The following is a 12764-nucleotide window of genomic DNA, read 5'->3' as shown; positions in this document are numbered from 1 at the left end:
TGTGGCACCACCCGCGTTTCACACGGACGGCCGGTACCTCCCCTGTGAGGTACCGGCCGTCCTGCGTTGCTCCGAGGGTGGGACGGGGACAACATCACGGGCTCCGGTCGGCCACGGCGCTCAGGACGAGGCAGCAGCCGGTGCCCCCTCAGCCGGGCACGACACCCTCGCTCCCGCTCGGGGAATCCGGAACGGCCCGGGGGAACAGGCCCTCGGGCAATGTCACATTCCATGCTGTCATGACCGGCTGACCGTGCTCGGTGCCGAGCCGGGAGACGGCCCCCGTGGCGAGCTGGAACAGCGTGCCCTCGGCCGGGGTCAGGCCGAGATAGCGGGCGGTCAGTACACGCAGGAAATGGGAGTGGGCAACGAGCGCGATGTCCTCGTCCGCGTCGCGGCCCGCCGCCTCCGCGACTTCGGCCAGCACCCGGTCGGCACGCGCACCGACCTCGGCGGGCGTCTCGCCGGGGTGCGCCTCGGGGCCGGGGGCGACCCCGTCGGTCCACAGATTCCACTCGGGACGGGTGCGGCGGATCTCCTCGGTGGTCACCCCTTCGTAGCCGCCGTAGTCCCACTCGCGCAGCTCGGGTGTGATGCGGGGTGCGACGAGTCCGGCGAGCTCCGCGGTGCGCCGGGCGCGTACCGCGGGGCTGACCAGGGTGAGTGCGATCTGCCGGTCGGCGAGCAGGGGCGCCAGCGCGCGTGCCTGACGTTCGCCGAGGGGGGTCAGGGGCAGATCGGTGTGGCTCGTGTGCTGCCCGGACCGCGACCACTCGGTCTCGCCGTGCCGGATCAGGATCAACTCGCCCATGGGTGTCATCCGCTCTCTGTGCTGTTCGTTCCGCGAAGCTCGCAGATCTGCAAACCCGCTGGTCGACCATCGCATTCCGTGCGCCCACGACGAAGCGGGCAGTGGCTCGTTTCCGGGTACGGCAGCCCCGTGGTCCGCGACATTCCGTCAAATGCCCCAGCCGGACGGACCGGACCCGACAGGGCCGCAACCGGTCACGCGGCGCGCTGCTCCCGGCGGTTGCCACCGCGCAGCAGGGCGAAGACGACGGTGCACAGTACGAGGCAGGCCACCGCGAGTCCCCAGAGCACGGTGTGGAAGGCGGAGTCGTAGGCCTGGGTCAGGGAGTCGAGGAATCCGTGCCAGTCGGTGGCACCGGAGATCTCGGCGGCGCGGGAGAGATCGCCGCCCGCCGCCTGGCTTGCCACTTGGGCGGCGTGACCGGCTCCGGCGTGCGCGCCTATGGAGTCGGCGATGTCCGATCCGAGGACGGTGGCGAGCGACGAACCGTACACCGCGACGGCGATGGCGATGGCGCGCACAGCGAACACCCAGCGCCAGCCGAGGGTCTGGACAAGCGCGGCCGGGCCGGCCGGGCAATGTCACACCGGTTTCACGGCGCGGATCCGTCGTCGGTGAGGACTTCGCGGATGACGTGTCGTGCGATCGCCGCCATGGCCGGATTCGAGTCCCGGTAGTAGCGCAGTTCCCCGAGCGCGGTCGACAGCGCCCAGCCACGGCCCCGCGCCCAGGCCGCGTCATCGGCGTTCACGGCGGTACGGAAGGTCCCGCGGGCGTGCGCCGGCAGCAGGTACCACGCCGCGATCAGGTCGACGGCGGCATCGCCCAGCCCCATGCAGCCGAAGTCGATGACGGCGCTGAGCCGTCCGTTTACGAGCAGCAGGTTGCCGGGTTGCAGATCCGCGTGGATCCAGACGGCCGGACCGGTCGGCGCGGAGGCCCGCAGCGCCGCCTCCCACACGGCGAGCGCCGCGCCGGTGTCCACGGCCTCGTGCAGCACCGCGATCGCGGCGCGCGTCGCGGTGTCGCGGGCCGCCAGGGGTTCGCTGCGGAAGGAGGGCGGCCCGTCGGCGGGGTCGATCCGGTGCAGCGCGGCGACGAAGTCCGCCAGGTCCGCCGCGAGCGGGCCGGGTTCGACAACCTCCCCGACCGCCGGGTTCGCGCCGTCGAGCCACTGGAAGACCGACCAGTGCCACGGATAGCCCTCCGCGGGCCCGCCCCTGCCCAGCGGTACGGGGATCGCGGCGGGAAGCGACGGGGCGAGCCGGGGCAGCCAGTGGTGCTCCTTCTCCACGTCGCCGGCGGCTCCCGCGGTACGGGGCAGTCGCACCACCAGGTCCTCGCCGAGCCGGTACATGGCGTTGGACGTGCCCACGGGGACGACCGGTTCGACGGGCAGTCCGGCCCAGCCCGGGAACTGCGAGGCGATCAGCCGGTGCACGAGGGATTCACCGATGTCCGGTTCGTCGGCATGCATCTTGCCCGTGTGCATGAGGACCCTTCAGGAGTGGGGCACCGACCGGCGGTTGGCGGCCGACGGCCATACGAACGCTCGCGCGCGCCGCCCGTCAACTCGTTTACCGCGCGCGGCCCTCGACGACCGGGCGGCGGCAGCCACCTACGGGTGGCGCGTTCCCCGATTCCCGGACCGGCGCGTCCGTGCGCCGTTACATTTCGGCGTATGCCGCAGCCCAAGGACCTCGATCCGTACACCGACGCCCGCTCCTTCTACGGTTCCGAGTTGCGCCGCCTGCGCGAGGCCGCCGGGATGTCCCAGAGCGAGCTGGGCGACCGGGTCTTCTGCTCGGGTACATACATCGGGCTGTTCGAGATGGCGGAGCGGCGCCCGCAGGAGGACATGTCCCGCGCCTTCGACGAACTGCTGGGAAGCGGCGAGCACCTTCAGCGGCTGTGCCGGCTGGCGCGGAAGTCGAAGGTGGCGAGCTACTTCGCGGATGCGGCGGAACTCCAGCTGCAAGCCTCGTCCATCGAGAGCTACACGTCGATGGTGGTCCTCGGACTGCTGCAGACAGAATCCTATGCACGTGCGCTGACCCGGGCTGCCCACCCGTTCGCTGACGCGCAAGTCATCGAGGGACATGTCAAGACGCGCATGGAACGCACCAGTCTTCTCGACTCGCCCACGGCACCCGTGCTTTGGGTGGTGCTTCACGAAGCCGCGCTGCTCTTGCCCGTTGGTGGGCCTGCCGTCATGGCTGAGCAGCTCGATCATCTCGCCGAGCAGATCGCTTCTCGCCCTCGTGTCGTCACCCAGGTGCTCCCGTTCTCCGCCGGGGCGCACCCTTTCCTGCACTCGTCCATGACACTGATGCAGTTCACCGATGCCCCGTCCATCGTGTACACGGAGAGCGCGTACAGCGGTCAACTCGTCGAAGAACCACGGCTGGTGGAGCAGTACCGATCCGCATACGATCTGGCCAGGGCCGTCGCGCTGTCGCCGGAGACGTCCCTGGATCGGATCGTGTCGGCGGCGAAGGAGTTCGCGACCGATGAGCGTCACACCTGACCTGAGTACCGCTGCCTGGCGTACGTCGTCGTACAGCAATGGCGACGGCGGTGAATGCGTCGAGGTCGCCGACAACGTCCCCGGCTTCGTCCCCGTACGCGACTCCAAGCTGACCGACAGCCCGGTCCTGGCCTTCCGGGCCGCAGGCTGGGCAGCATTCGTGCGGACCGTCAAGCGGTAGGACGACCGCAGGCGTCGTACAACGCGAAGGGCCGCACCCCGGGAGACCCGGGATGCGGCCCTTCGGCTCTGCTGCCTGCCTCGCGCCTACTTGCGGATCAGGCTGCGGAGCACGTACTGCATGATCCCGCCGTTGCGGTAGTAGTCCGCCTCACCGGGGGTGTCGATGCGGACGACCGCGTCGAACTCCACACCGGTGTCGGTGGAGACCTTCACCGTGCGCGGCGTGGTGCCGTTGTTCAGCTCGGTCACGCCGGTGAAGGAGAAGGTCTCCTCGCCGGTCAGTCCGAGGGCCTCGGCGGTCGCGCCCTCCGGGAACTGGAGCGGGAGGACGCCCATGCCGATGAGGTTCGAGCGGTGGATGCGCTCGTACGACTCGGCGATGACCGCCTTGACGCCGAGGAGCGCGGTGCCCTTGGCGGCCCAGTCGCGGGAGGAGCCGGAGCCGTACTCCTTGCCCGCCAGGATGACCAGCGGGGTGCCGGCGGCCTGGTAGTTCTGCGAGGCGTCGTAGATGAACGACACCGGGGCGTCAGCCTGGGTGAAGTCGCGGGTGAAGCCACCCTCGGTGCCCGGGGCGATCTGGTTGCGCAGGCGGATGTTCGCGAAGGTGCCGCGAATCATGACCTCGTGGTTGCCACGGCGCGAGCCGTACGAGTTGAAGTCGCGGCGCTCGACGCCGTGCTCCGTCAGGTACTTGCCGGCCGGGGTGTCGGCCTTGATCGCACCGGCCGGGGAGATGTGGTCGGTGGTGACCGAGTCGCCCAGCTTGGCGAGCACGCGGGCGCCGGCGATGTCGGCGACCGGGGTCGTCTCCATCGTCATGCCCTCGAAGTACGGGGGCTTCCGCACGTAGGTGGACTGCGGGTCCCACTCGAACGTGTTGCCGGTCGGGATCGACAGCGCCTGCCACTGGGCATCGCCGGCGAAGACGTCCTGGTAGGACTTGTTGAACATGTCCTCGCCGATGGAGTTGGCGACGACGTCGTTGACCTCGGCCTCGGAGGGCCAGATGTCCGCGAGGTAGACCGGCTTGCCGTCCTGGTCGATGCCCAGGGCGTCCTTGGTGATGTCGACCTTCATCGAACCGGCGATGGCGTACGCGACGACCAGCGGCGGGGACGCCAGGTAGTTCATCTTGACGTCAGGGTTGATCCGGCCCTCGAAGTTACGGTTGCCGGAGAGCACCGAGGTCACGGCCAGGTCGTGCTCGTTGACCGCCTTGGAGACCTCCTCCGGCAGCGGGCCGGAGTTGCCGATGCAGGTGGTGCAGCCGTAGCCGACGAGGTTGAAGCCGACCTTGTCGAGGTACGGGGTCAGGCCCGCCTTGTCGAAGTAGTCGGTGACGACCTTGGAGCCCGGGGCGAGGGTGGTCTTGACCCACGGCTTGCGGGTCAGGCCCTTCTCGACCGCCTTCTTGGCCACGAGCGCCGCGGCGACCATGACGTACGGGTTCGAGGTGTTGGTGCAGGAGGTGATCGCGGCGACGGTGACGGCGCCGTGGTCGATCTCGTACGTCGTCCCGTCGGGGGCCGTGACCGTGGTCGGACGCGACGGCACACCGTTGGAGGAGGCCGGCGAGTCGGAGGCCGGGAAGGACTCCTTGCCGGACTCCTCGTCCTCGGAGACGTAGTTGCGCACGTCCTGCGCGAACTGCTCCTTGGCGTTGGCCAGGACGATGCGGTCCTGCGGGCGCTTCGGGCCGGCGATCGACGGAACGACCGTCGACAGGTCCAGCTCCAGCTTCTCGGAGAAGTCCGGCTCGGCGGCCGGGTCCAGCCAGAGGCCCTGCTCCTTGGCGTACGCCTCGACGAGCGCGACCTGCTGCTCGTCACGGCCGGTCAGACGCAGGTACTTCAGCGTCTCGTCGTCGATCGGGAAGATCGCCGCGGTGGAGCCGAACTCCGGCGACATGTTGCCGATGGTGGCGCGGTTCGCGAGGGAGGTGGCGGCGACGCCCTCACCGTAGAACTCGACGAACTTGCCGACGACACCGTGCTTGCGGAGCATCTCGGTGATGGTCAGCACGAGGTCGGTGGCGGTGGTGCCGGCCGGGAGCTCGCCGGTCAGCTTGAAGCCGACGACGCGCGGGATGAGCATGGAGACCGGCTGGCCGAGCATCGCGGCCTCGGCCTCGATGCCGCCGACGCCCCAGCCCAGCACACCGAGGCCGTTGACCATGGTGGTGTGCGAGTCGGTGCCGACGAGGGTGTCGGGGTACGCCTGGCCACCCCGGACCATGACCGTACGGGCCAGGTGCTCGATGTTGACCTGGTGGACGATGCCGGTGCCCGGGGGGACGACCTTGAACTCGTCGAAGGCGGTCTGGCCCCAGCGCAGGAACTGGTAGCGCTCCTTGTTGCGGCCGTACTCCAGCTCGACGTTCTGTGCGAACGCGTCGTTGGTGCCGAACTTGTCGGCGATGACGGAGTGGTCGATGACCAGCTCGGCCGGGGCGAGGGGGTTGATCTTGGCCGGGTCACCGCCCAGCTCCTTGACGGCCTCACGCATGGTGGCGAGGTCCACGACACACGGCACACCGGTGAAGTCCTGCATGATCACGCGGGCCGGCGTGAACTGGATCTCCTGGCTGGGCTGCGCCTGGGAGTCCCAGCCGCCGAGCGCCCGGATGTGGTCGGCGGTGATGTTCGCGCCGTCCTCGGTGCGGAGCAGGTTCTCCAGCAGCACCTTCAGGCTGTAAGGGAGGCGGGCGGAGCCCTCGACCTTGTCCAGCTTGAAGATCTCGTACGACTCGTCGCCCACGCGCAGCGTGCTGCGGGCGTCGAAGCTGTTCGCCGACACGACAGTCTCCTTCATCAATGTGCGCGTACTCCGCGCCGCGCCTCATTACGGCGGGCGCCGCGTGGTGCCGCCTACGGCCCCTCGACCATCCGCTAAGGTAAGGCTTAGTTAGGTAACCCTTACCAACTGGCGGACTGCGGTGCGCCTTCGGCATATATCTCGATGTCGAGATAACTCTAGTACATCACCGCCGCACGGTCATGCGCGGGCGGCGCGGCTGCGCTGCGCCCGCTAGTCTCGCCGCCGCACACCTCTTCTTCCGATGAACGTATCGACCCCGCGGCGGCGCGGGAACGTGCCGTCATCGGGGGACGGGCGCCCGGACGAAGGAGGAACATGAACGACGTCACCGAGTTCAAGGACATCTCCCCGACCACCCTCGCCGATCTCCTGGGCCGCGAGCAGGTCATGGACATCGGCATCCGCCCCCTGTGGCCCTCGATCCCCCGCGTCGCCGGCCCGGCGTTCACCGTGCGGTGCCCTCCGGGCGACAACCTCATGCTGCACGCGGCCATCCACCGCGCGGAGCCGGGCTCGGTCATCGTCGTCGAGGCAGGTGACGTCGACTACGCACTCGCCGGAGGAAACGTCTGCGCCGTCGCTCAGCGCCGTGGGATCGCGGCGTTCGTGACCGACGGAGTGATCCGTGACCTGGCCGAGGTGCGCGAGATGGGCTTCCCCGTCTTCGCCAGGGGAGTCATCCCCGTCCCGGGCACCAAGAAGGCCATTGAGCCGCTCAACGGCCCGGTGCGGTGCGGCGGCGTGAGCGTCGACGCGGGCGACATCGTGGTGGCCGACGAAGAGGGCATCGTGGTCACTCCCCGCGCCCGCCGGGAGCAGGTGCTCCTCGACGCCCGGAAGAAGCTGGCCGAGGAGGCCGGCGAATCCCTCGATGTGTGGGAGGAAGCCCATCGCACCCGCATCGACAAGCTCCTGACCGAAGGCGGCTTCGAGGGCTGATTCGACGCCAGGCTTCCGTCATACCTGCACTGTCCCCCGGCCTCGGCCCGGCCCGGCCCGGCCCGGCTCGGCCCGGCCCGGCCCGGCCCGGCCCGGCCCGGCTCTGCGAGTGGGGCCGGGGCGAGGCCGACGCCCCCGGATGGACCACACCGCGCGCAGTCGCGGCGATACGGGTGGACCATGGAACGCACGGTGCGCTCGCAGCCCGCACCTTTCACGCACATCAGGCTGCGTAACCGCCGTGCCTCCACACGCAGCCGTCACCCGAACACCACACCCCACCACAGGCCCCATCTCATATCTGAGATAACCTTTCGTCATGTCAGACGACTATCTCGTGCGCATAGGCAAGCTCATCCGTGACGCCCGTCAGCACCGGGGCTGGACACAGAGTCAGCTCGCCGAGGCGCTCGCCACCAGTCAGAGCGCCGTCAATCGCATCGAGCGCGGCAATCAGAACATCAGCCTTGAGATGATCGCGCGCATCGGTGAGGCACTTGACAGCGAGATCGTGTCCCTCGGCTACGCCGGGCCCATGCACCTGCGGGTGGTCGGCGGGCGTCGGCTCTCGGGCTCCATCGATGTCAAGACGAGCAAGAACGCGTGCGTGGCACTGCTCTGCGCCTCGCTGCTCAACAAGGGCCGTACGGTACTGCGCCGCGTGGCCCGCATCGAGGAGGTCTACCGACTCCTGGAGGTGCTGAACTCCATCGGCGTGCGGACGAAGTGGATCAACGAGGGAGTCGATCTGGAGATCGTCCCGCCGGCCCGGCTCGACATGGACGCCATCGACGCGGACGCCGCCCGCCGGACCCGTTCCATCATCATGTTCCTCGGTCCGCTGCTGCACCGGATGGACTCGTTCAAGCTTCCGTACGCGGGAGGCTGCGACCTCGGTACGCGGACCATCGAGCCGCACATGATCGCGCTGCGCCGGTTCGGGCTGGAGATCGCCGCGACGGAAGGGCTCTACCACGCCCAGATAGACCACTCGGTCACGCCCGACCGTCCCATAGTGCTCACCGAGCGCGGGGACACCGTGACCGAGAACGCGCTGCTGGCCGCCGCCCGGCACGACGGCACGACCGTCATCCGTAACGCATCCTCCAACTACATGGTCCAGGACCTGTGCTTCTTCCTGGAGGCACTGGGCATACGCGTGGACGGCATCGGCACGACCACACTGACCGTGCACGGCGTCCCGCACATAGATGTGGACGTCGACTACTCCCCCTCCGAGGACCCGGTCGAGGCGATGAGCCTCCTCGCCGCCGCCGTGGTGACGGAGTCCCGGCTGACGATCCGCCGGGTGCCGATCGAGTTCCTCGAGATCGAGCTCGCGGTACTGGAAGAGATGGGCGTCGACTGCGACCGTACGACCGAGTACGCCGCCGACAACGGCCGTACCCGGCTGGTCGACCTCACGGTCCGCCCCTCCAAGCTGGAGGCGCCGATCGACAAGGTCCACCCCATGCCGTTCCCCGGGCTCAACATCGACAATGTGCCCTTCTTCGCGGCCATCGCCGCCTCGGCCCACGGCCAGACCCTCATCCACGACTGGGTCTACGACAACCGGGCCATCTACCTCACCGATCTGAACCGCCTCGGCGGCAGGCTGCAGCTCCTGGACCCGCACCGGGTACTGGTCGAGGGCCCGACCCGCTGGCGCGCCGCCGAGATGATGTGCCCGCCCGCGCTGCGGCCCGCCGTGGTGGTGCTGCTCGCCATGATGGCGGCGGAAGGCACCTCCGTACTGCGCAATGTGTATGTCATCAACCGCGGTTACGAGGAGCTGGCGGAGCGGCTCAACTCCGTGGGCGCGCAGATCGAGATCTTCCGGGACATTTGATCGACAAAGGCCGCCGCCCCCTTCCTGACCAGGCATAACGATGGTTCGGAAGGGGGCGGCGGCATCTGTGGGACTTCTCTGGGACTTTGCGCCCGAGCGGGGGCTGCTACGAGCTACAGTCCGGCCTCGGCGCTGTCCGGGCCGAGGCTACGTGAAGATCGCGTCGATGGCGGCGGTGCCCCGTGCGCCCGCGCGGGGCAGGAAGTGGGAGTACTTCCGCAGGGTGAATCCGGGGTCGGAGTGGCCCAGCCAGCGTGCCAGTGAGACGACCGATTCGCCGGCCTCCAGTTCCTCGGAGGCGTAGAAGTGACGCAGGGCATGGAAGCCGTGCTCCCGGGACGGCTCCCACACTCGGGATCCGCTCTGATTGCTCTCCTGTAGTGGAGCGATGACGCCCGCTCCGGCCAGGGCCGGCTTCCAGACGTAGGAGTTGAAGAAGTTCCGGTTGATCGCCTTCCGCTCGCGTCCCGTCACCAAGAGGCTGTATGTCCTCGGCCGCCGGTGCTTGGCTTCCACAGGCGTCTCAGGGGGGCGGGGGTCGTCCCAGGGCAGCGTGACCGGCACTGGCGCGAAGAGCTCCATGTGCCGCTGGATGGCCCGGGCCACGCTTGAAGGCAAAGGCACGTCTCGGACCTTGCGGCCCTTGGGAAGCGCGAAGCACAGCTTCGCACGCACCATCTTGACCTGGCGCCGGATATGCACGACTTCCTTGGCGAAGTCGATGTCCTCTACGCTCAGCCCGAGCGCCTCTCCTTGCCGGAGGCCCAGGCCCGCTCCGATCTCGACAAGTACTCGGTACCGTTCCGGCATTGCCGCGCGTACGGCCAGCACGCGCTCGGGAGCCCACGCCTCAACTCTGCCGGGTGCGGCGGCCGGCGGACCGACCGTGCTGGAGCGACACGGCTTGATCAAGGTTGACATGCTCCTGGCGGATAATTCCAGTCCGCGCCGCCCCGAATCGGTCTGCCGTCGGCGAACTACCTCCAGAGGGACACATGCCGGATTGCGTCCGACACCAAAAGAGTTGCCCCTGAGGAAAGTTCGGCCCAGTACTCCAGCCGTAGATGATGACCGGCTGGTCAGGGGCGGTGTGGAGGCAGGTGCGGCCACCGGTGATCACCGGGTGTTGTGTGGACAAACGAAGATCAGGCGGTGGCCGCAGGCCATAACGTAGACCCCGCTCGCTGGCTGGAGATGTTCGAGGGCCTAATGGGCCGGATCGCGGGACGGTCGCGCGATCCGAACCCCGGCGCCGCGCACGCTCACTTGTCCTGGGGCTACTGTCCGGCCTGCCGCGCAAGAACTGCTGGACCATCGCCGAGCCTGCCGGGCACGCCACCCCAGATGGTCTGCAGCACCTACTGGCGCGGGCCAAGTGGGACGCCGATGCCGTCCGTGACGATGTACGCGGATACGTCGTGGAGCATCTCGGAGACACTGACGCTGTCCTGGTCGTCGACGAGACCGGCGACCTGAAGAAGGGCATCTGCACGGTGGGTGTGCAGCGCCAGTACACCGGCACCGCGGGCAGGATCGAGAACTCCCAAGTCGCCGTCTACCTCGCCTACGCCACCGTCGGCGGACACGCGGCGACAGACTGGGAGTTGTACGTTACGCGCTCACGGACCGAAGATGCAGACCGCTGCCGGGCGGCCGGGATACCCGACGAAGTGGCCTTCGCCACCAAGCCAGCCCTGGCCGCCGCGATGATCACGCGTGCCCTGGACACCGGCGTCCATGCCGCCTGGGTCGCCGGCGACGAGGTCTACGGTGCCAACCCCTACCTGCGCGCGGCCCTCGAAGCCCGCCGGACCGGCTACGTCCTCGCCGTCGCCTGCGACCAGCAGGTACTCACCAAGGCTGGAAAGTTCCGGGCCGACGCCCTGGCCAGGAAGCTGCCCAAACGCGCCTGGCAGCAGCGCTCCGCTGGCGCCGGAGCAAAGGGCTGCGCCTGTACGACTGGGCCGTGGCCGACCTCACCAGCACGCAGCCCGGCCACCACCAACTACTGGTCCGCCGCAACCGTCGCACCGGTGAACTCGCCTTCTACCGCTGCTACGCGCCCCACCCGGTCCCCCTGGCCACGCTGGTGAGGGTCGCGGGAGCAAGATGGCGGGTGGAAGAAACCTTCCAAGCCGGAAAGGGCCTGGCCGGGCTGTGCGAACACCAAGTCAGACGGTGGACCTCCTGGCACCGGTGGGTCACCCTCGCCATGCTCGCGCACGCCTTCCTCGCCGTCGTCCGCGTCGACGAACACGCCCAACATCCAGCACCTGACCGACTGATCCCGCTGACCTGCAACGAGATCCAGCACCTGTTCACCAGCCTGTCCGTCCAGCCCGTCCACGACGCAGCCCACCGGCTCCGCTGGTCCCACTGGCGACGCCGCCACCAAGCCCGCGCCCGCGACAGCCACTACCGACGACAAACAGCGGCAACAGCCACGGCTGGACGGAAGTAATGGCTGATCAGGATGGCAAATTCTGTTTCATTCCGTAGTGGCAAGGCGCCCCTTGGCCCAATCGGTGTGGCGTTTACGCAGGTCGGCCGCGGTGAGATCGGTGCGGCCGAGATCGTGGTAGTTGGGCAGCCAGGTCTCGACGGTGCGGTGGGAGTTCGTGAGCGCAAACAGGTCCCATAGCGCCATGTCGGGTACGGCCTCGCCCGCTGCCTCCTGGTATGCATTCAAGAACACTTCGGCTGCGATCGGGCCGTGCAGCAGAACCAGGTCGAGCCGACACCAGCTCACATCAAATCCCCGTGGTGCTCGTGACGCACCTGACCAGTCGACTATGCCGGTGAGCGCCCCCTCCTGCCACAAGACGTTGCCGGACCAGTAGTCGTAGTGCGTCAGAACCAATCTTTGGCCAGCAAGACGATGGCCATGGGCGGCCAGGATCGACGCGGCGGGGCCCGCATCGCCCGCGTGAGCGGATGAAGTGGCTGCTGCCACCATGCCGTCACGAAGCGTGCTGAGCCGGGCGATTGGAACAGCGTGGATGCGGGCCAGGGCGCGTCCCAGTTGAGCTGCTGTGGTTTCCGCTGAGGCCGACGTGATGTCGGCGCGGCCGGGAAGCCGAGTGATCAAGATGGCAGGTTCACCAAACCGACGCCCGTCGGGGTCGACGTCTACGAGGCGTGGCGCCCAACCATCCAGTCCGTCCAGAACTGTCAGCACATGCGCTTCATGCGCCGCCGCGTTGTCACCGGAGGGGAAGCGTCGCAGCACCATCTCCACGGTCGGCCGCTCGGTTCTCAGCAAATGCGTAGCGGCGTGGGTACCACCAGCAAGTCGCCGCACGATGCGCGCGGAAGCGGCAGGACCAGCGGCCTCGGCAGCCCAAGCAACGGCCGCCGGAGGTGGGAGCGACTCGATCACCGCGTCATACTGCACGATCCAGCCCGCAGAAACCACCGTGTTTTGCAGGCTTCCAGAGCGGCGCGCTCTCGGACCTCAGCTCATAGACCGAGCACCCGCCCCCAGCCTCATGCGCTCAAACCACGCCACATGGAGATCGTGATCTACGGCTGGAGTACTAGCTAGCTTGATCTTTAACCTGTGCGGCGGGGACGTGGGGTCGTTGGGTTCTTCGTCCGTCGCTTCGTGGTGTCTTTTTTGCGGACTGTGTGCACGT

Annotated in this window: 10 protein-coding genes and 1 pseudogene; 5 read left to right on the top strand and 6 right to left on the bottom strand. The window is 68.4% G+C overall.

The window, feature by feature from the left end; translation table 11 throughout:
- Positions 1 to 148: 148 nt before the first annotated feature.
- From ACIPEK_RS33055 to ACIPEK_RS33045, 3 genes are all read right to left on the bottom strand, one after another.
- Positions 149 to 811, bottom strand: a complete 663-nt coding sequence (locus ACIPEK_RS33055) for a histidine phosphatase family protein (protein ID WP_383075083.1) — start codon at positions 809 to 811, stop codon at positions 149 to 151.
- Between the two features lie 194 nt (positions 812 to 1005).
- Complete coding sequence (locus ACIPEK_RS33050) at positions 1006 to 1332, bottom strand: hypothetical protein (protein ID WP_402003753.1); 327 nt, start codon at positions 1330 to 1332, stop codon at positions 1006 to 1008.
- 71 nt (positions 1333 to 1403) lie between these two features.
- A complete protein-coding gene (locus ACIPEK_RS33045; protein WP_402003750.1) occupies positions 1404 to 2303 on the bottom strand; it encodes an aminoglycoside phosphotransferase family protein in 900 nt (299 codons plus the stop codon).
- A gap of 189 nt (positions 2304 to 2492) precedes the next feature.
- Between ACIPEK_RS33045 and ACIPEK_RS33040 the strand changes: the two genes are divergently transcribed.
- The gene (locus tag ACIPEK_RS33040) at positions 2493 to 3338 is read left to right on the top strand and encodes a Scr1 family TA system antitoxin-like transcriptional regulator (RefSeq protein ID WP_402003747.1); all 846 of its coding nucleotides are present in this window, start codon (positions 2493 to 2495) and stop codon (positions 3336 to 3338) included.
- A complete protein-coding gene (locus ACIPEK_RS33035) occupies positions 3322 to 3519 on the top strand; it encodes a DUF397 domain-containing protein (protein ID WP_402003744.1) in 198 nt (65 codons plus the stop codon). The genes ACIPEK_RS33040 and ACIPEK_RS33035 overlap by 17 nt, the downstream gene beginning before the upstream one ends.
- 86 nt (positions 3520 to 3605) lie before the next feature.
- Here the strand turns inward: ACIPEK_RS33035 and acnA are convergent, their stop codons facing one another.
- Complete coding sequence (gene acnA / locus ACIPEK_RS33030) at positions 3606 to 6320, bottom strand: aconitate hydratase AcnA (RefSeq protein WP_402003741.1); 2715 nt, start codon at positions 6318 to 6320, stop codon at positions 3606 to 3608.
- Positions 6321 to 6656: 336 nt separating this feature from the next.
- Between acnA and ACIPEK_RS33025 the strand changes: the two genes are divergently transcribed.
- Together ACIPEK_RS33025 and ACIPEK_RS33020 are read left to right on the top strand one after the other, a co-directional pair.
- Positions 6657 to 7280, top strand: coding sequence for an RraA family protein (locus ACIPEK_RS33025; RefSeq protein WP_402003738.1), 624 nt, complete (start codon positions 6657 to 6659; stop codon positions 7278 to 7280).
- A gap of 319 nt (positions 7281 to 7599) precedes the next feature.
- Positions 7600 to 9129 carry a helix-turn-helix domain-containing protein gene (locus tag ACIPEK_RS33020; RefSeq protein ID WP_402003735.1) on the top strand — a complete coding sequence of 510 codons (1530 nt, stop codon included), beginning with the start codon at positions 7600 to 7602 and terminating at the stop codon, positions 9127 to 9129.
- A gap of 147 nt (positions 9130 to 9276) precedes the next feature.
- On the opposite strand, the gene ACIPEK_RS33015 is transcribed toward ACIPEK_RS33020, so the two are convergent.
- On the bottom strand, positions 9277 to 10041 hold the full coding sequence (locus ACIPEK_RS33015) for a tyrosine-type recombinase/integrase (RefSeq protein WP_402003732.1): 765 nt from the start codon (positions 10039 to 10041) through the stop codon (positions 9277 to 9279).
- A 297-nt stretch (positions 10042 to 10338) separates the two neighbouring features.
- Here ACIPEK_RS33015 and ACIPEK_RS33010 point away from each other — a divergent pair.
- Positions 10339 to 11590 (top strand): annotated as a pseudogene (locus ACIPEK_RS33010) (IS701 family transposase).
- 27 nt (positions 11591 to 11617) lie between these two features.
- Here ACIPEK_RS33010 and ACIPEK_RS33005 read toward each other — a convergent pair.
- Complete coding sequence (locus ACIPEK_RS33005; RefSeq protein ID WP_402003888.1) at positions 11618 to 12430, bottom strand: phosphotransferase family protein; 813 nt, start codon at positions 12428 to 12430, stop codon at positions 11618 to 11620.
- Between the last annotated feature and the right edge of the window lie 334 nt (positions 12431 to 12764).

It is taken from the genome of Streptomyces sp. NPDC088246 (assembly GCF_044741025.1).
Taxonomy (GTDB): Bacteria; Actinomycetota; Actinomycetes; order Streptomycetales; family Streptomycetaceae; genus Streptomyces.
Note: the sequence above shows the minus strand (reverse complement) of the source record. Positions and strands in the feature narration are given on the sequence as shown.